This is a genomic window from Pseudomonas sp. DR 5-09 (genome assembly GCF_001655595.1).
Classification (GTDB): domain Bacteria; phylum Pseudomonadota; class Gammaproteobacteria; order Pseudomonadales; family Pseudomonadaceae; genus Aquipseudomonas; species Aquipseudomonas pharyngis.
In genome coordinates this window covers 1,674,425-1,691,279 of the sequence record NZ_CP011566.1, presented here as the reverse complement: position 1 = coordinate 1,691,279, position 16,855 = coordinate 1,674,425, and the positions used below count along the sequence as shown (strand labels likewise).

Annotated in this window: 20 protein-coding genes; 11 read left to right on the top strand and 9 right to left on the bottom strand. The window is 61.4% G+C overall.

Annotated elements, in window-relative coordinates; all coding sequences use genetic code 11:
• Positions 1–168 precede the first annotated feature (168 nt).
• Positions 169–1,731, bottom strand: a complete 1,563-nt coding sequence (locus PDR5_RS07630; RefSeq protein WP_011333015.1) for a sigma-54-dependent phenylalanine hydroxylase transcriptional regulator PhhR — start codon at positions 1,729–1,731, stop codon at positions 169–171.
• 280 nt (positions 1,732–2,011) lie between these two features.
• Between PDR5_RS07630 and phhA the strand changes: the two genes are divergently transcribed.
• The 6 genes from phhA (at position 2,012) to PDR5_RS07605 (ending at position 6,334) form a co-directional block, all read left to right on the top strand.
• Entirely contained in the window at positions 2,012–2,803 is a 792-nt protein-coding gene (gene phhA, locus PDR5_RS07625) for a phenylalanine 4-monooxygenase (RefSeq protein WP_039765515.1), read from the top strand.
• Between the two features lie 117 nt (positions 2,804–2,920).
• Positions 2,921–3,277 carry a 4a-hydroxytetrahydrobiopterin dehydratase gene (locus tag PDR5_RS07620; protein ID WP_003222798.1) on the top strand — a complete coding sequence of 119 codons (357 nt, stop codon included), beginning with the start codon at positions 2,921–2,923 and terminating at the stop codon, positions 3,275–3,277.
• Complete coding sequence (locus tag PDR5_RS07615) at positions 3,277–4,470, top strand: amino acid aminotransferase (protein WP_064594288.1); 1,194 nt, start codon at positions 3,277–3,279, stop codon at positions 4,468–4,470. Before PDR5_RS07620 ends, PDR5_RS07615 begins: the two co-directional genes overlap by 1 nt.
• Positions 4,471–4,666: 196 nt before the next feature.
• Positions 4,667–4,798 carry a hypothetical protein gene (locus tag PDR5_RS30290; protein ID WP_007958347.1) on the top strand — a complete coding sequence of 44 codons (132 nt, stop codon included), beginning with the start codon at positions 4,667–4,669 and terminating at the stop codon, positions 4,796–4,798.
• Positions 4,799–4,871: 73 nt separating this feature from the next.
• Positions 4,872–5,051, top strand: a complete 180-nt coding sequence (locus PDR5_RS07610) for a hypothetical protein (RefSeq protein WP_011333012.1) — start codon at positions 4,872–4,874, stop codon at positions 5,049–5,051.
• A gap of 95 nt (positions 5,052–5,146) precedes the next feature.
• Complete coding sequence (locus tag PDR5_RS07605; protein ID WP_172829517.1) at positions 5,147–6,334, top strand: MFS transporter; 1,188 nt, start codon at positions 5,147–5,149, stop codon at positions 6,332–6,334.
• On the opposite strand, the gene arfB is transcribed toward PDR5_RS07605, so the two are convergent.
• The 8 genes from arfB to PDR5_RS07565 form a co-directional block, all read right to left on the bottom strand.
• The gene (gene arfB, locus PDR5_RS07600) at positions 6,331–6,744 is read right to left on the bottom strand and encodes an alternative ribosome rescue aminoacyl-tRNA hydrolase ArfB (RefSeq protein ID WP_011333010.1); all 414 of its coding nucleotides are present in this window, start codon (positions 6,742–6,744) and stop codon (positions 6,331–6,333) included. The two genes, PDR5_RS07605 and arfB, sit on opposite strands and share 4 nt — an antisense overlap.
• Before the next feature lie 90 nt (positions 6,745–6,834).
• On the bottom strand, positions 6,835–8,253 hold the full coding sequence (locus tag PDR5_RS07595; protein ID WP_064594286.1) for an amino acid permease: 1,419 nt from the start codon (positions 8,251–8,253) through the stop codon (positions 6,835–6,837).
• An 847-nt stretch (positions 8,254–9,100) separates the two neighbouring features.
• Complete coding sequence (rluB, locus tag PDR5_RS07590; protein ID WP_007958356.1) at positions 9,101–10,318, bottom strand: 23S rRNA pseudouridine(2605) synthase RluB; 1,218 nt, start codon at positions 10,316–10,318, stop codon at positions 9,101–9,103.
• Positions 10,319–10,472: 154 nt separating this feature from the next.
• A complete protein-coding gene (locus PDR5_RS07585) occupies positions 10,473–10,664 on the bottom strand; it encodes a DUF1289 domain-containing protein (RefSeq protein ID WP_007958358.1) in 192 nt (63 codons plus the stop codon).
• A 2-nt stretch (positions 10,665–10,666) separates the two neighbouring features.
• Positions 10,667–11,683: an SMC-Scp complex subunit ScpB gene (scpB, locus tag PDR5_RS07580; RefSeq protein ID WP_064594284.1), complete on the bottom strand. Its 1,017-nt coding sequence runs from the start codon at positions 11,681–11,683 to the stop codon at positions 10,667–10,669.
• A gap of 11 nt (positions 11,684–11,694) precedes the next feature.
• Complete coding sequence (locus PDR5_RS07575) at positions 11,695–12,393, bottom strand: segregation and condensation protein A (protein ID WP_170928268.1); 699 nt, start codon at positions 12,391–12,393, stop codon at positions 11,695–11,697.
• 120 nt (positions 12,394–12,513) lie between these two features.
• Positions 12,514–13,143, bottom strand: a complete 630-nt coding sequence (locus PDR5_RS07570) for an L-threonylcarbamoyladenylate synthase (protein ID WP_108563655.1) — start codon at positions 13,141–13,143, stop codon at positions 12,514–12,516.
• A gap of 13 nt (positions 13,144–13,156) precedes the next feature.
• Positions 13,157–14,020, bottom strand: coding sequence for a PHP domain-containing protein (locus PDR5_RS07565; protein ID WP_064594281.1), 864 nt, complete (start codon positions 14,018–14,020; stop codon positions 13,157–13,159).
• 87 nt (positions 14,021–14,107) lie between these two features.
• Between PDR5_RS07565 and PDR5_RS07560 the strand changes: the two genes are divergently transcribed.
• From PDR5_RS07560 to PDR5_RS07540, 5 genes are all read left to right on the top strand, one after another.
• Positions 14,108–14,704 (top strand): septation protein A, encoded by a 597-nt coding sequence (locus PDR5_RS07560; RefSeq protein WP_011333003.1) that lies wholly within the window; start codon positions 14,108–14,110, stop codon positions 14,702–14,704.
• A gap of 1 nt (position 14,705) precedes the next feature.
• Positions 14,706–15,005, top strand: a complete 300-nt coding sequence (locus tag PDR5_RS07555; RefSeq protein ID WP_064594279.1) for a YciI family protein — start codon at positions 14,706–14,708, stop codon at positions 15,003–15,005.
• Positions 15,006–15,126: 121 nt separating this feature from the next.
• Positions 15,127–15,537, top strand: a complete 411-nt coding sequence (locus tag PDR5_RS07550) for a translation initiation factor 2 (protein ID WP_039765500.1) — start codon at positions 15,127–15,129, stop codon at positions 15,535–15,537.
• 7 nt (positions 15,538–15,544) lie between these two features.
• Positions 15,545–16,222 carry a response regulator transcription factor gene (locus PDR5_RS07545; protein WP_007958370.1) on the top strand — a complete coding sequence of 226 codons (678 nt, stop codon included), beginning with the start codon at positions 15,545–15,547 and terminating at the stop codon, positions 16,220–16,222.
• Positions 16,223–16,358: 136 nt separating this feature from the next.
• Positions 16,359–16,808, top strand: coding sequence for a Spy/CpxP family protein refolding chaperone (locus PDR5_RS07540; RefSeq protein ID WP_064594277.1), 450 nt, complete (start codon positions 16,359–16,361; stop codon positions 16,806–16,808).
• Positions 16,809–16,855: the final 47 nt, after the last annotated feature.

Sequence of the window (16,855 nt, the reverse complement as noted above, 5' to 3'; positions counted from 1 at the left end):
CGCTGTACTGCTGAGCCATAAGCAATTTGCAGACCAACTTTTTTCTGGCGGCCCACGACCCGGTAAACAAAGGACTTGAGGGATTTTGCGGGGAGAAGGGAAATGTATCGAAGACGAAAAACCGGCGGTGTCATGCCGCTTGGCGGCAAACACCCGATCCGGCCGTGATCACTCCGACGCGTCCTTGCCGACTTCGTACTCACGCAACTTGTTGGCGATGGTCGTATGGGAAACCCCGAGCCGCTTGCCCAGTTGCCGGCTGCTCGGATGCTCGGAATACAAGCGCTCCAGCACCGCCTTCTCGAAGCGCCCAACAATCTCGTCCAGCCCGCCTTCGAGGGAGAAATCGCCAAGCGGCTGACGCACACCGTAATCCGGCAGGCGAATGTGCTCGGCCTTGACCGTGCCACCGTCGCACAGCGAAACCGCCTGGAACAGCACGTTCTCCAGTTGCCGCACGTTGCCCGGCCAGTGGTAGTGACTGAGCCGATCCATCGCCGCCGGCGCCAGTTTCGGCAGCGGGCAGCCGATCTGTCGACTGGCCTGATCGAGAAAGTGCTCCACCAGCGGCGTCAAACCGTCGAGGCATTCGCGCAGTGGCGGGATGTGCAGCGACAGCACGTTCAAGCGGTGATACAGATCCTGGCGAAATTCGCCGCGTGCGCACAGCTCCGACAAGTCGACCTGGGTTGCGCAGATCACCCGCACATCCAGGTAAACCTCTTCATCACTGCCCACACGGCGGAAGCAGCCGTCCTGCAGGAATCGCAGCAGTTTCACCTGCAAGCGCGGGCTCATTTCGCCGACACCATCGAGGAACAGCGTGCCGCCCGCCGTCAGCTCCAGCAGCCCGAGCTTGCCTTCGGCCCGCGCGCCCTCAAAGGCACCGGGGCCGTAGCCGAACAGTTCGGTCTCGGCCATCGACTCCGGCAGCCCGGCGCAGTTGAGCGCCATCAGCGGCGACTGACCACGCGGGCTCGCCAGGTGGCAGGCCCGCGCCAGCAATTCCTTGCCGGTGCCGGTTTCGCCCTCAATCAACAACGGCGCATCCAGCGGTGCCATGCGTCGCGCTTCGCGCACCACCGCCGCCATCACTTTCGAGCTCTGGAAGATGCTGTCGAAGCCACGCAACTCTTGTTTGCGCACGTTATAGATGCGCTCGCCGACCCGGTCCGCGCGGTGCAGCGTCAGCACAGCACCAGCCATGGCCTCGCTGTCGTCGTGTTCCGATTGCAGCGGCGCGATGTCGGCCAGAAAGATGTCGCCCTTGACCTTGACCCGCATGCCGTTGATTCGCGATTTGTTGGCGCGAACCAGTTCCGGCAGGTCGAAATCCTCGGCGTAACGCGACAACGGAATGCCCGGCACCTCGTCCACCCGCACCCCGAGCAACTGCGCTGCCGCACGGTTGGCGGCAACGATGGAGCCGCCCATGTCGATCGACAGCACCGGAAACTCCAGCGCGCCGAGCAGCGCATTCAACTCCATGTGCCGCCGCTCGCTGGGCATCAACCCTACCCGCTTGACGCCGAACACCCCGGCAATCGCCTCGAACTTGGGTCGCAGCGCCTGGAACTGAATGTTGATCAGGTTCGGGCAATGCAGGTAGATCGCGTTGCCATGCTCACCGCCCACCTCGCCACGGGCGACGTTGATCCCGTACTCCACCAGCAGATTGAGAATGTCGCGCAGGATGCCGATGCGGTTCTGGCAATGGACTTTGATACGCATATAAAGGCCCGAAACAGGTGAAGAGGCGGTCTGACGCCGGAATTTTCTGCGCAGCGCGCAAGATAGTCGTCAAGATTATGTGACAGCCATCGGCCTTTTCAAACCCGACGGTCACCGTAAACACGACTTATCGCGCGAAGCGTAACGAAAATTTTACGAATTAAAGAGACTTTTCCTACTCAACCAGTCTTCAACCTGCTGCAACAACAAACGTTCCGGGGTATTTCTCAGTCCATCGCAGGACATAACAAGAACGAAATTCCCCTCGCAGGAGAGCAGTATGAAGCAGACGCAATACGTGGCCCGCGAGCCCGATGCGCAAGGTTTTATCGACTACCCCGCCGAAGAACACGCGGTGTGGAACACGCTGATCACCCGCCAGATGAAAGTGATCGAGGGTCGTGCGTGCCAGGAATACCTGGACGGTATCGAAAAACTCGGTCTGCCCCACGACCGCATTCCGCAACTGGGCGAGATCAACAAGGTGCTCGGCGAGACCACCGGTTGGCAGGTTGCCCGCGTCCCGGCGCTGATCCCTTTCCAGACCTTTTTCGAATTGCTCGCCAGCAAGCAGTTTCCGGTGGCCACGTTCATCCGCACCCGTGAAGAACTGGACTACCTGCAGGAGCCGGACATTTTCCACGAGATCTTTGGCCACTGCCCGCTGCTGACCAACCCGTGGTTCGCCGAATTCACCCACACCTACGGCAAGCTCGGCCTGCAGGCGACCAAGGAAGAACGCGTTTACCTGGCGCGCCTGTACTGGATGACCATCGAGTTCGGCCTGGTCGACACCCCGCAAGGCAAACGCATCTACGGCGGCGGCATCCTGTCCTCGCCAAAAGAAACTGTTTACTCGCTGTCGGACGAGCCCGAGCATCAGGCCTTCGATCCGCTGGAAGCCATGCGCACGCCGTATCGCATCGACATCCTGCAACCGCTGTACTTTGTCCTGCCGAACCTCAAGCGCCTGTTCGACCTGGCCCACGAAGACATCATGGCCATGGTCAAGCAAGGCATGCAGCTGGGTCTGCACGCACCGAAGTTTCCGCCAAAACCGAAAGCCGCGTGACCCGCGACTTTTGCTTACAAGTGAGTCTGTCCGTCGTCGCCACTTTGGTTTAGCGTGGCGACATTGACGACCGTAACAGCTCTTATAAAAAAGACATCCGATCTCAGGAATCAAACCATGTCCACTTTGAACCAAGCCCATTGCGAAGCCTGCCGTGCCGATGCCCCACAAGTCAGCGATGAAGAACTGCCGATCCTGATCAAGCAGATTCCTGACTGGAACATCGAAGTACGCGACAGCATCATGCAGCTGGAAAAAGTCTTCCTGTTCAAGAATTTCAAACACGCGCTGGCGTTCACCAACGCCGTCGGCGAGATCTCCGAGGCCGAAGGTCACCACCCGGGCCTGCTGACCGAGTGGGGCAAAGTCACCGTGACCTGGTGGAGCCACTCCATCAAAGGCCTGCATCGCAACGACTTCATCATGGCCGCGCGCACTGACGAAGTGGCCAAGACCGCAGAAGGACGCAAGTAATGCACTTCGACGCCATCGGCCGAGTGCCCGGCGACCCGATCCTCGGTCTGATGGAGGCCTACGCGCAGGATTCCAACCCGCGCAAGTTCGACCTTGGCGTGGGCGTCTACAAGGATGCCCAGGGCCTGACGTCGATCCCCGAGGCGGTGAAAATCGCCGAGGCGCGTCTGGTCGAGAGCCAGGACACCAAGACCTACATCGGTGGCCACGGCAATCCGCTGTTCGGCAAGGTGATCAATGAGCTGGTGCTTGGCGTCGATTCGAAGCTGATCGCCGAGCAACGCGCCGGCGCCACTCAAACGCCGGGCGGTACTGGCGCCCTGCGTCTGGCGGCGGACTTCATCGCCCAATGCCTGCCGGGCAAGGGTGTATGGCTGAGCAACCCGACCTGGCCGATCCACGAAACGATTTTCGCGGCCGCCGGGGTCAAGATCAGCCATTACCCGTACGTCGGCAGCGACAACCGCCTCGACGTCGATGCGATGCTCGCCGTGCTCAACGAAGTGCCGAAAGGTGATGTGGTGCTGCTGCACGCGTGCTGCCACAACCCGACCGGTTTCGACCTGAGCCACGACGACTGGCAGCGAGTGCTGGAGGTAGTACGCCGCCGTGACCTGCTGCCGCTGATCGACTTTGCCTACCAGGGCTTTGGCGACGGTCTGGAGCAGGATGCATGGTCGACCCGGCTGTTCGCCGCCGAGTTGCCCGAGCTGCTGATCACAAGCTCCTGCTCGAAGAACTTCGGTTTATATCGCGACCGCACCGGTGCGTTGATCGTCAGCGCGAAAACCGCTGACAAACTCATCGACATCCGCAGCCAGTTGGCGCACATCGCTCGCAACCTGTGGTCGACGCCGCCGGATCACGGCGCGGCTGTGGTCGCCACGATCCTCGCCGACCCGGAGCTGAAACGCCGCTGGGCCGACGAAGTGGAAGCCATGCGTCTGCGCATCGCCCAGTTGCGCAGCGGTCTGGTGGAAGCGCTGGAACCGCACGGCCTGCGCGAGCGTTTTGCGCACATCGGCGTGCAACGCGGGATGTTCTCCTACACCGGCCTGTCGCCGGAACAGGTGAAGAACCTGCGTGAGCATCACAGCGTGTACATGGTCAGCTCGGGCCGGGCCAACGTTGCCGGGATTGATGCGACGCGTCTCGACCTGCTGGCCGAAGCGATCGCCAACGTCTGCAAATAGTCCCAACTGTGGGAGCGAGCAGGCTCGCTCCCACATCTGCCCTGCGTCACCCTGTCGCACTTGTCTAGACAATCCCGCCCGTCGAACCAAATGGATTTAAAAGTCTGATTGTCATTTTTCTTGCTGTATCCTGCGCAAGCTTTCTGAAAGCGCGGATCTACCAGATCTATCAACAGACTTAGCGAGGAGCGCAACCATGCACGAGATTCCGAATCTCCCCTTCCCAAGCCTGCACGAAACTGAGCAGACGACCACGCAACAAGCCGGTGCCCAACAGCCCGAGCCGAAAGAAGCCGCCGAGAGCCGTCCGGCCGACAGCGAAGAGTAAGCAACACCCGCCGTACAGACCGTGTGGAAAGCGCTAACATGCGCTTTCCACACTGCCTGAAACCTGAGTTGCCATGTCCAAAGAATTCGATGAACAACAGGCCGAGACCCTGATCGGTGCCACCGAAAAGATGATCGAGATCTGGAGCCGTCTCTCGCCCGAGAAACAGGCCGCCCTGCTCGCCCGTTTCGGCAGCGAAGAAAACGCGCTGGCCGCCCTGGTCACCACGCAATTGGTCGCCCCGGCCAAATAGTTTTACTTTTCCCCGCCCCGGACGCGCCCGCATCGGTATCATGAGCAGCCTATCTATTCTGCTCTTCCCGTGGATCGTAATTCATGTCGTCCTCTATGCCAGAACCCCAGCGCCCCCTGGCGGTCACGCTGCAAGTCGTTTCCATCGTCCTGTTCACCTTCATCGGCTACCTGAACATCGGCATTCCATTGGCGGTGCTGCCCGGCTATGTGCACAGCGACCTGGGCTTCGGCGCGGTCATCGCCGGGCTGGTGATCAGCGTGCAATACCTCGCCACCCTGCTCAGCCGCCCGTATGCTGGCAAGATCATCGACAACCAGGGCAGCAAACGTGCGGTGATGATCGGTCTGGCCGGTTGTGGTTTGAGCGGTGTGTTCATGCTGATTTCGGCGTGGACGCCCAACCTGCCGCTGCTGAGCCTGATCAGCCTGTTCGTCGGCCGCCTGGTGCTGGGCAGCGCGGAAAGTCTTGTCGGCTCGGGATCGATCGGCTGGGGCATCGGCCGCGTCGGTGCCGCCAACACCGCCAAGGTCATCTCGTGGAACGGCATCGCCAGTTACGGCGCGCTGGCGGTCGGTGCGCCGCTGGGGGTGTGGCTGGTCAGCCGTTTCGGTCTGTGGAGCATGGGTGTGAGCATTCTGTTGCTCGCCACGCTGGGGCTGCTGCTGGCCTGGCCGAAAACCGCCGCGCCGATCGTGGCCGGCGAGCGCCTGCCGTTCATGCACGTTCTCGGTCGCGTCTTCCCGCACGGCTGTGGACTGGCCTTGGGCTCGATCGGTTTCGGCACCATCGCCACCTTCATCACCCTGTATTACGCCACGCAGCATTGGGATAACGCGGTGCTGTGCCTCAGCCTGTTCGGCGCCAGCTTCATCGGCGCACGCCTGCTGTTCGGCAACCTGATCAACCGTCTCGGCGGCTTTCGCGTGGCGATTGCCTGCCTGTCGGTGGAAACCTTGGGCCTGCTGTTGCTGTGGCTGGCGCCGGACGCGCACTGGGCACTGGCCGGCGCGGCATTGAGCGGTTTCGGTTTCTCGCTGGTGTTCCCGGCGCTGGGCGTGGAAGCCGTGAACCTGGTGCCGGCCTCCAGCCGTGGCGCGGCGGTCGGGGCTTATTCGTTGTTCATTGACTTGTCGCTGGGCATCACCGGGCCGCTGGCAGGGGCGATTGCAGCGGGCTTCGGATTTGCCTCGATCTTCCTGTTCGCCGCCCTCGCCGCGCTGAGCGGCCTGGCACTGAGCGTCTATCTCTACCGCCACACGGCGAAGTACCGCGAAGACTAGAAATCCACCTTGCCGCGCCCGGCCTTGATGCTGCCGCGCTTGGTCTTCGACTCGAGCCGACGCTTCTTTGAACCCAGCGTCGGTTTGGTCGGCCGCCGCTTCTTCTCAACCTTGGTGGCACTGAGGATCAACTCGGTCAGACGCTCCAGCGCATCGGCGCGGTTCTGTTCCTGCGTGCGGTACTGCTGGGCCTTGATGATCAGCACGCCGTCGCCGGTGATGCGACTGTCGCGCAGCGCCAGCAGCCGCTCCTTGTAGAACTCGGGCAAGGACGAGGCCGGAATGTCGAAGCGCAGGTGCACGGCGCTGGAGACCTTGTTGACGTTCTGCCCACCGGCGCCCTGGGCGCGGATGTACGTCAGTTCGATCTCGGCATCCGGCAGATGCACGTTGTTGGAAATCACCAGCATGGAAAAGCGTCCCTGATCAGAACCCGCAGGATACCGCGAAAGTACAAAAAACCCGGCACTTGGCCGGGTTTGGTGTTTTTGCAACGACGCTTACTTGGCTGCGCTCGCTGCGTGCAGTGCCTGTTGCGCACCACGCTTGTTCTTGATCACGTAGCAGACCCACATGAACACCACCCACACCGGAATCGCGTACACCGAGATCTGGATGCCCGGGATCAGCAGCATCACGCCGAGAATGAACAGGACGAACGCCAGGCACATGTAGTTGCCGTACGGGTACCACAGCGCCTTGAACAGCGGCTTCTGGTGGGTCTTGTTCATGTGCTGGCGGAACTTGAAGTGCGAGAAGCTGATCATCGCCCAGTTGATCACCAGCGTTGCAACCACCAGCGACATCAGCAGTTCCAGCGCGTGTTGCGGGATCAGGTAGTTGAGCAGCACGGCCACCAGAGTCACCGCCGCCGACGCCAGGATCGAACGCACCGGTACGCCGCGCTTGTCGATCTTCGCCAGCGCTTTCGGCGCGTCGCCCTGCTCGGCCATGCCCAGGAGCATGCGGCTGTTGCAATAGGTGCCGCTGTTGTACACCGACAATGCCGCGGTCAGAACCACGAAGTTGAGGATGTGCGCGGCGGTGTTGCTGCCAAGCATCGAGAACACCTGCACGAACGGGCTGCCGCTGTAGGAATCGCCCGAAGCGTTGAGGGTTTCCAGCAGGCTGTCCCATGGGGTCAGCGACAGCAGGATCACCAGTGCACCGATGTAGAAAATCAGGATCCGGTAGATCACCTGGTTGATCGCTTTCGGGATCACGGTTTTCGGCTTGTCGGCTTCGGCTGCGGTGAAACCGAGCATTTCCAGACCGCCGAAGGAAAACATGATGATCGCCATGGCCATCACCAGACCGCTGACGCCGTTCGGGAAGAAGCCACCATGGGACCACAGGTTGCTGACCGAGGCTTGCGGGCCGCCATGGCCGCTGACCAGCAGGTAACTGCCCAGGGCGATCATGCCGACGATCGCCACGACCTTGATGATCGCGAACCAGAATTCGGCTTCACCGAAGACTTTGACGTTGGCCAGGTTGATCGCATTGATCAGCACGAAGAACGCCGCGGCAGTGACCCAGCTCGGGATCTCCGGCGCCCAGTAGTGGATGTATTTGCCGACCGCGGTCAGCTCCGACATGCCCACCAGGATGTACAGGATCCAGCAGTTCCAGCCCGACAGGAAGCCGGCGAAACCGCCCCAGTATTTGTGCGCAAAGTGGCTGAAGGAGCCGGCCACCGGCTCTTCGACGATCATTTCGCCGAGCTGGCGCATGATCATGAAGGCGATGAAGCCGCAGATGGCATAGCCGAGGATCATCGACGGGCCGGCGGATTTCAGCACCCCGGCCGAGCCGAGGAACAGTCCGGTACCGATCGCACCACCGAGGGCGATCAGTTGAATATGGCGATTTTTCAGGCCGCGTTTCAGCTCGCCTGATTGCGAGTTTTGTCCACTCATGAAAAAGGTCTCACGCAAGGTTTGATGATGTTCAGTAGACGTTGCTGCAAGGTTGCGATTTCAGCCAACCTTGATCAAACCCCAGCGCAGGCACCAGGAATTCAGCTTTTTTACAACGGTCATGCGTCACCTGTTTGTTTTTATCTGTGACGAAATCGAACCCGACACGCTTGTGACGCGGCGGAGTGAACAAGGCGGATAAACCTTGAGGTTTGCGCGATTACGCAGAGGGTCACAGTTAAAACGCGGCGCATTGTACACCGCTAACCCCCTGCTGCCAGACCTCGCTGGATCAGCGTGTCGGTTGCCGGGATTGCATGTGTCCACCCCGGGAAGCCCGGGCGGCTGCAAAAATTGAGTCAGGCCATTGCAGGCCATCGGCGTGGACGATGGACAATCCGCCCCACGTGGAGAAGTGAAAATGGATTACGGCGTTCATTGCGCCTCCTTCTTGTTATGCACCTGCACGACAGGCATGCAGCGCATCTCACCCTCCAAACGACGCTGAAACAAGCGCGCCAGAGCGCTGCGCGAGGCCCGGCGGGCGTGGCTGTGGCAGATTTTCCTTACAGCCAGGCAAAGCCACCCGATTCATGGGAAGGCGAGGGCTTTTTCGTAAATATTCACTGACAGCGCGTAACGTAAAGTTTCCACTCCAGAACCATCGAAGCGGCGCCCGGTGTTTGACGTTAGCTGGCTAACTATTTGAAAGGCGTTAAGTTTTTTGTTTAAAAACAAGAAAAACACGCCCGAAAAAAAGAAATAAAAAGTCCAAAAAAAACGCCAACCCTGAGGTTGGCGTTTCTGTTTTCAGCTTGAAGCCTGCCGCTCGAAGCTTACAACCGCGTTATTCCGGCTTCTTGCGACCGAAACCCGGACGCTGGCCCGAACCGGCCGGTGCGCCACGGCGCTTGCCCGACGGCTTGTCATCATCAGCCAGCTTGATGCCTGGACGTTTCGGCGATGGCTTGGACGGACGCTTGGTGTCGACTGGACGATCCGCCACCGGCGTACCGCGACCTTCACCACGCTCGGTACGGCCATTGGCCGGACGCGGAGTGCGTGGACCGCGCTCGCCATCCGGACGCGCTGCCGGTTTGCGACCTGGACGCTCGCCTTCGATCTGAGGCTCCCGAACCGGACGCGGACCGGCGCCAATCGGCGCACCGTTGGCCGGACGCAGGGTGCGCACGCGCTCGGTACGGGCCATCGGACGCGACGATTTTCGCTGCATGCGGTCAAGCTTGTCTTTGCTCTTGGCGTTCAGTTGCGGCATGGCCACCGGGGTCAGGCCGACTTCGGCGCTCAGCACGTCGACTTCGTACTGGCTCATTTCGCGCCAGCGGCCCATCGGCAGGTCGGAGTTGAGGAACACCGGACCGAAACGCACGCGCTTCAGACGGCTGACCACCAGCCCCTGGGATTCCCACAGGCGACGTACTTCACGGTTACGGCCTTCCATCACCACGCAGTGATACCAGTGGTTGAAGCCTTCGCCGCCCGGTGCCTGTTGAATGTCGGTGAAACGCGCAGGGCCGTCTTCCAGCACGACGCCGGCCTTCAGGCGCTCGATCATCTCGTCATCGACTTCACCACGTACACGTACCGCGTACTCACGGTCCATCTCGTAGGACGGGTGCATCAGGCGGTTGGCCAGTTCACCGTCGGTGGTGAACATCAGCAGACCGGTGGTGTTGATGTCGAGGCGACCGATATTGATCCAGCGGCCTTCTTTCGGACGCGGCAGCTTGTCGAACACGGTCGGACGGCCTTCCGGGTCGTCACGGGTGCAGATCTCGCCATCGGGCTTGTTGTACATGATCACGCGGCGCACCGACTCGGCGGCTTCTTCGCGCTTGATGACCTTGCCATCAATGGTGATGGCGTCGTGCATGTCGACACGCAGGCCCAAGGTGGCGTCTTTGCCATTGACCTTGATGCGGCCGGCAGCGATCCAGGATTCGACGTCGCGGCGCGAGCCGACGCCGATACGGGCGAGGACTTTCTGCAGCTTTTCGCCTGCTGGGCCGATTTCCTGGTCGTCTTTCTGATTGATGTCACTCATCTGGGCACCTCCCGGTGTGGTCTGTTCAGCGGCGCTGAATTGAGCCGCTTAAACGTTGAAATCTGGGTTTTCGGGCGAAGGGATCGCCGAAGGGTCGCGAATCATACGCGGATGTGGCCGCGCGCGCATCAGAGACTAGTCGATCAGGCCAAGGTTATTTCTTTTTCCGCCGACCGGTGGCCCCGAGCTTGATCAGACGCAGCGCGGCTTCGGCCAGTACGGTGCGCTTGTCGTCCTTGTCGAGTTTCTTCCAGGCCCGGATCTCGCGCTTGCTGCGGCCGCAACCGAGGCAGATGTCATCGCTGAACTTGCAGACGCTGATGCACGGGTCTTTGGTCGAGCTCATGCTCAATCCTCGAATTCGCGGCGTTCGGCTTCGATGGCTTCGGCCAGGGCGCGGGCTTCGGCTTCTTCTTCGCTCAGCTCTTTCTCGGCGGGTTCCGGTGCTGGCTGTTCAAGCCGGGCGACGGCGGCCAGCAGTTTTTCCCGGGCTTCGGCCACGCCGAGCACATCGTCTTCCTGCTCAGGTTCGTGCTCGAATTCAGGTTCATGCTCAAATTCAGGCTCGAATTCAGGTTCTGGCTCACCCTCGTGCGGCGGCTCGAGCGGATCGGACTCAACCCCGGTCGGCATCGATTCGCCGTCCAACCCGTCACGCAGCAAGTCGTCGAAGTCGGTCTTGATCCCCTCCTCCATGCTGTCCAGTTCCAGCAGCAAGGTATGGAAACTGGTTTCCTCCTTCGGCTCTTCCGGCTCGGCGCTGGCGTCGGCCAGTTCCTGCAAGCCCGGTGGCACGGGAGCATCGTCGAAATCGAGCACCGGATCCGCCTCGATCTCACGCAATTCGGCCAGCGGCGGAAGATCGTCAAGGTTCTTCAGGTTGAAGTGATCGAGAAACGCCTTAGTGGTGGCGAACATCGCCGGTTTGCCCGGCACGTCGCGGTAACCGACGATGCGAATCCACTCGCGCTCGATCAGCGTCTTGACGATGTTGGTGTTGACCGCCACGCCCCGCACGTCCTCGATTTCGCCCCGGGTGATCGGCTGGCGATAGGCGATCAGCGCCATGGTTTCCAGCAGCGCTCGGGAATAGCGCTGCGGACGCTCTTCCCACAGTCGACCGACCCACGGCGCGAACTTCTCACGGATTTGCAGGCGATAACCGGAGGCGACTTCCTTGAGCTCGAACGCCCGGCCCTCGCAGGATTTGCCGAGCAGGGTCAGGGCTTTCTTGAAGACCGGCGGTTCCGGGCGCTCGCCCTCTTCGAACAGTTCATACAGGCGCTCGAGGGATTGCGGCTTTCCCGAGGCCAACAGAAAGGCTTCAAGCAGGGACGCCAGCTCGCGAGGTTCAGTCAGGTTCATATCGGGACTCGTTATTCGGCTCGGGCTCGCACGTGGATCGCGGCGAACGGCTCATTCTGCACCAGCTCGATCAGGGATTCCTTGACCAGTTCAAGGATGGCCATGAAGGTCACCACCACCCCGAGCTTGCCCTCTTCGGCGGTGAACAGCTCGATGAACGGCACAAACCCGCCGCCCTTGAGCCGCTCCAGCACGTCGCTCATGCGCTCGCGGGTGGACAGCGCCTCGCGGCTGACCTGATGGCTTTCGAACATGTCGCCGCGGCGCAGCACTTCGGCCATGGACATCAGGATTTCTTCCAGCGCCACGTCCGGCAACAGCTTGCGCGCGCGGGCTTCCGGGGCGTCGAGCTTGGGCACGATCACGTCGCGACCGACCCGGCTCAGGCCATCGATGCCTTCGGCGGCAGCCTTGAACCGTTCGTACTCCTGCAGGCGACGGATCAGTTCGGCGCGCGGGTCGTCCTCTTCGTCCTCGACGGTTTCGGCCCGGGGCAGCAGCATCCGCGACTTGATCTCGGCCAGCATCGCGGCCATCACCAGGTACTCGGCGGCCAGTTCCAGGCGCACCGACTGCATCAGCTCGACATAGCCCATGTACTGGCGGGTAATTTCCGCCACGGGGATGTCGAGGATGTTGATGTTCTGTTTGCGGATCAGGTACAGCAGCAGGTCGAGCGGGCCTTCGAAGGCTTCGAGGAAGACTTCCAGCGCGTCGGGCGGGATGTACAGGTCCAGCGGCATTTCCGTAACGGCCTGGCCATAGACCATGGCAAACGGCAGTTCCTGCTGGGCACCGGCCTGGGGATCAACGGTTTCCACTGCGGACATTCAGGCCTCGACCATGAATGGAGCGGGATCGCCGCAACCGACGCGGATCACTTCCGGATCGTCGCCCGTGAGGTCGATCACGGTGGAGGCCTTGATACCGCCGGAACCGCCGTCGATGATCAGGTCGACCTGATGCTCGAGCAACTGGCGCATTTCGTACGGGTCGCTCAACGGGTCTTCATCGCCCGGCATGATCAGGGTCACGCTCATCAACGGCTCGCCCAGTTCGGCCAGCAGCGCCAGCGCGATCGGATGGCTCGGCACCCGCAGACCGATGGTGCGCTTCTTCGGATGCAGCAACAGGCGCGGCACTTCGCGGGTGGCGTTGAGAATGAAGGTGTACGGCCCAGGCAGGTGGGCTTTGAGGATTCGAAACGTCCCGGTGTCGATCTTGGCGTAATTGCCCAGTTGCGACAGGTCGCTGCAGATCAGTGCGAAGTTGTGTTTCTCGTCGAGCTGACGCAGGCGTCGAACGCGCTCGATGGCGTTCTTGTCGCCGATCTGGCAGCCGATTGCGTAGGAAGAGTCCGTGGGATAGACCACCACTCCGCCCTTGCGGATGATCTCGACCGCCTGTTTGATCAGGCGCGCTTGCGGGTTTTCCGGATGAATCTGGAAAAATTGACTCACATTCTCTACCTGTTCAGACGGCGGCAATAACTGGGTCATGTTTGAACCGACCCCACAGGGGTGGAAGGTCCTCCGGCACCGGCCGGTACTGGCCGATCTCGGACCAGCCACCAGGGCCATGGAAATCACTGCCGGCGCTGACCAGCAGACCGAACTCACGGGCAAGGATGGCAAGGCTGCCCACCTGTTCCGCAGGCTGATGACCGTTGACCACTTCGATCGCATGCCCGCCCGCTTGAATATAGTCGGCAATCAGCTTTCGGCGCTTGCTGCGGGTGAAATCGTAGTGCCACGGATGCGCCAGGCTGACCCAAGCGCCGGCGGCGCGCAACGTGCCGACGGTGTCTTCCAGGGTCGGCCAATGCTGCTTGACGTCCCCCAGCTTGCCGGCGCCGAGCCATTTACGAAACGCCTCGGCGCGATCCTTTACAAAACCTTCACGCACCATCCAGTCGGCGAAATGCGGGCGGGCCGGCGCGTTGCCGCTGTCGCCCAATTCCTGCTGGATCTGCCGCGCGCCGTCGAGCGCATTCGGCATGCCCTTGAGGGCGAGCTTGCGGCTTATTTCTTCAGACCGCAGCCAGCGGCCGTCGTGCAACTTCGCAATCGCCTCGACCAACGGCGCGGCATTGACGTCAAAACCATAGCCGAGCACGTGAATGGTCGCCCCGCCCCAGGTGCAGGACAATTCGACGCCGTTGACCAGTTGCATGCCCAGCCCCTCGGCGGCCGTGCGCGCTTCGGCGAGGCCTTCGAGGGTGTCGTGATCGGTCAGGGCCAGGACTCGCACGCCGTTCTCGAACGCACGCGCAACCAGTGCCGCAGGCGCCAGGGCGCCATCGGAGGCCGTGCTGTGGCAGTGCAAATCAACATTCACGGGGATGTGTTACCTCAAATCAGCTGGCGCTATCGCGCGCCCATATGTTTGTTATTATGCCGCCACATCCAGCTTCTGGCTCTCACTGTGAAACAATTCATCGATTTCATCCCGCTTCTGCTGTTCTTCATCGTCTACAAACTCGATCCACGCACCGTCGACGTTGCCGGCCATGAACTGACGGTAGGCGGCATTTACAGTGCCACCGCCATGCTGATCATCAGCTCCCTGGTGGTGTACGGCGCGCTTTTCATCAAGCAGCGCAAGCTGGAGAAGAGCCAGTGGCTGACCCTGATCGCCTGCCTGGTGTTCGGCAGCCTGACCCTGGCCTTTCACAGCGAAACCTTCCTGAAATGGAAGGCCCCGGTGGTCAACTGGCTGTTCGCCCTGGCCTTCATCGGCAGCCACTTCATCGGTGACCGCCTGCTGATCAAGCGCATCATGGGCCACGCGCTGACCCTGCCGGATCCGGTCTGGACCCGCCTTAACATCGCCTGGATCGCCTTTTTCCTGTTCTGCGGGGCCGCCAACCTGTTCGTCGCCTTCACCTTCCAGAGCATCTGGGTGGACTTCAAGGTGTTCGGCAGCCTGGGCATGACCGTGCTGTTCCTGGTCGGTCAGGGCATCTACCTGTCCCGTCACCTGCACGACGCCGATACCACAACGCCAAAAACCGAGGACTGACATGCTCTACGCCATCATTGCCACCGACGTCGCCAATTCCCTGGACGCCCGCCTCGCTGCGCGCCCGGCACACCTTGAACGCCTGCAAGTGCTCAAGGGCGAAGGCCGCATCGTGCTGGCCGGCCCGCACCCGGCGGTCGACAGCAATGATCCGGGCGCAGCAGGTTTCAGCGGCAGCCTGATCGTCGCCGAATTCGACTCCCTGAGCGCGGCGCAAGCCTGGGCCGATGCCGACCCGTACGTCGCCGCCGGCGTCTACGCCAATGTGATCGTCAAGCCGTTCAAGCAAGTCCTGCCGTAACCTCCCCCGCAAAAGCCCTCAGCGCGATGAACCTTGTCGGTTCATCGCGTTCTCAATCGCTCATTATTCTCGTTTGCCGGCCGACAACCTGCCCAATATCCATTTGGAAACAGGAGTCGCGATGCGCAAGGGTCCGTTGTGTCTGATGTTGGTCACGTTGTCGATCATGGCGCCCGCCCATGGTGAAGAAAGCACCGAAGGCAACAGCTCCACGCCGCTTTCATTGAGCGCCGGCAGCCAGATCACCGAGTTGCAGCAGCGCCTGAAGGCCAGCGAGCAGCAACGGGAAGAACTGAGCAAACAACTGCAAAATGCCGACAACACCCGCGAAAGCGCCCAGCTCGCCCGGTTGCGCCAGGAGAACCAGCGTCTGAAGCTGCAACTCAAGGAAGCCCAGGCCAGCCCGCTGCCGCGCCTGTTGACCGAACAGCAGCAATGGTTCGTCACCGGAGCCGGGGTAGCGCTATTGGCGCTGCTCTGCGGTATCTTTGCCAGTGGAGCAAGCCGAAAACGTCGGCAATGGCTAAATTGAGTGAGTCATGAGCGAGCTGTTACTGATTGATGATGACCAGGAGTTGTGTGAACTCCTGAGTAGCTGGCTGAGCCAGGAAGGCTTTCAGGTCCGGGCCTGCCACGATGGCCAGAGTGCCCGCAAGGCGCTGGCCGAAACCGCGCCGGCGGCCGTGGTGCTGGACGTGATGCTGCCCGACGGCAGCGGTCTGGAACTGCTCAAGCAACTGCGCAGCGATCATGCCGACCTGCCGGTGCTGATGCTTTCGGCCCGGGGCGAGCCGCTGGACCGGATTCTCGGCCTGGAACTGGGCGCCGACGATTACCTGGCCAAACCTTGCGATCCACGCGAACTGACCGCCCGCCTGCGCGCCGTGCTGCGCCGCAGCCACCCGGCCGCCGTGTCGACCCAGCTCGAACTGGGCGACCTGAGCTTCAGCCCGGTGCGCGGCGTGGTCAGCATCGACGAAAAGGAATTCACCCTCACCGTCTCCGAAAGCCGCCTGCTTGAAGCCCTGCTCAAGCAACCGGGCGAGCCGCTGGACAAACAGGAACTGGCGCAGATCGCCCTCGGCCGCAAGCTGACCCTGTACGACCGCAGCCTGGACATGCACGTCAGCAACCTGCGCAAAAAGATCGGCCCGCACCCCGACGGCCGCCCGCGCATCGTCGCCCTGCGCAGCCGTGGCTACTACTACAGCCTCTGATCGTCTGTCAGTTTTGTCAGGTCGGCGCGAAAGCGTGTTTACCCAAGCTTTACACAGCGCTGACCGCCGCTGACCTTGATCTCCGTAATCTGTACTCATCCGGAACGTACCGGGAACGAGACAAAGGAGATTCACCATGCGCAAGACTCTTATCGCTCTGATGTTCGCCGCTGCCCTGCCGACCGTCGCCATGGCCATGCCACAGGAAGGCGGCCCGATGGGTGGCCCGCTGGACGGCCCGCGCCATGGCGGTCAGATGCACGGCATGCACGGCAAAGGTCCGTACAGCCAACTGGACTTGTCCCGCGAACAGCGCGAGCAAATTCGCAAGATCATGGGCGAGCAGATGCACGAGCGTAAGCAGACGGTCGAAAAATACCTGGAGAAACTCTCGCCAGCCGACCAGAAAGCCATGAAGGACGAGATGGCGGCGAACCACAAGAAAGCCGAGTCTGATGTTCGCGCCGTGTTGAAACCGGATCAACAGAAGAAATTCGATGAGATCCAGAAGAAACAGGCCGAACGTCGCGCCGAATGGGCCGAGTTCAAAGCCTGGAAAGCGCAACAGCCGCAAAAGGCGCAATAATGTTCTAGCGTCACGCCCTGACCCAACGGCTCACCGCCGTTGGGTTT

Excerpts from the sequence above, each read along its gene's own strand:
- PDR5_RS07630 (WP_011333015.1), bottom strand. The coding sequence starts at position 1,731 with ATGCGTATCAAAGTCCATTGCCAGAACCGCATCGGCATCCTGCGCGAC.
- phhA (WP_039765515.1), top strand. The coding sequence starts at position 2,012 with ATGAAGCAGACGCAATACGTGGCCCGCGAGCCCGATGCGCAAGGTTTT.
- PDR5_RS07620 (WP_003222798.1), top strand. The coding sequence starts at position 2,921 with ATGTCCACTTTGAACCAAGCCCATTGCGAAGCCTGCCGTGCCGATGCC.
- PDR5_RS07615 (WP_064594288.1), top strand. The coding sequence starts at position 3,277 with ATGCACTTCGACGCCATCGGCCGAGTGCCCGGCGACCCGATCCTCGGT.
- PDR5_RS30290 (WP_007958347.1), top strand. The coding sequence starts at position 4,667 with ATGCACGAGATTCCGAATCTCCCCTTCCCAAGCCTGCACGAAACTGAG.
- PDR5_RS07610 (WP_011333012.1), top strand. The coding sequence starts at position 4,872 with ATGTCCAAAGAATTCGATGAACAACAGGCCGAGACCCTGATCGGTGCC.
- PDR5_RS07605 (WP_172829517.1), top strand. The coding sequence starts at position 5,147 with ATGCCAGAACCCCAGCGCCCCCTGGCGGTCACGCTGCAAGTCGTTTCC.
- arfB (WP_011333010.1), bottom strand. The coding sequence starts at position 6,744 with ATGCTGGTGATTTCCAACAACGTGCATCTGCCGGATGCCGAGATCGAA.
- PDR5_RS07595 (WP_064594286.1), bottom strand. The coding sequence starts at position 8,253 with ATGAGTGGACAAAACTCGCAATCAGGCGAGCTGAAACGCGGCCTGAAA.
- rluB (WP_007958356.1), bottom strand. The coding sequence starts at position 10,318 with ATGAGTGACATCAATCAGAAAGACGACCAGGAAATCGGCCCAGCAGGC.
- PDR5_RS07585 (WP_007958358.1), bottom strand. The coding sequence starts at position 10,664 with ATGAGCTCGACCAAAGACCCGTGCATCAGCGTCTGCAAGTTCAGCGAT.
- scpB (WP_064594284.1), bottom strand. The coding sequence starts at position 11,683 with ATGAACCTGACTGAACCTCGCGAGCTGGCGTCCCTGCTTGAAGCCTTT.
- PDR5_RS07555 (WP_064594279.1), top strand. The coding sequence starts at position 14,706 with ATGCTCTACGCCATCATTGCCACCGACGTCGCCAATTCCCTGGACGCC.
- PDR5_RS07550 (WP_039765500.1), top strand. The coding sequence starts at position 15,127 with ATGCGCAAGGGTCCGTTGTGTCTGATGTTGGTCACGTTGTCGATCATG.
- PDR5_RS07545 (WP_007958370.1), top strand. The coding sequence starts at position 15,545 with ATGAGCGAGCTGTTACTGATTGATGATGACCAGGAGTTGTGTGAACTC.
- PDR5_RS07540 (WP_064594277.1), top strand. The coding sequence starts at position 16,359 with ATGCGCAAGACTCTTATCGCTCTGATGTTCGCCGCTGCCCTGCCGACC.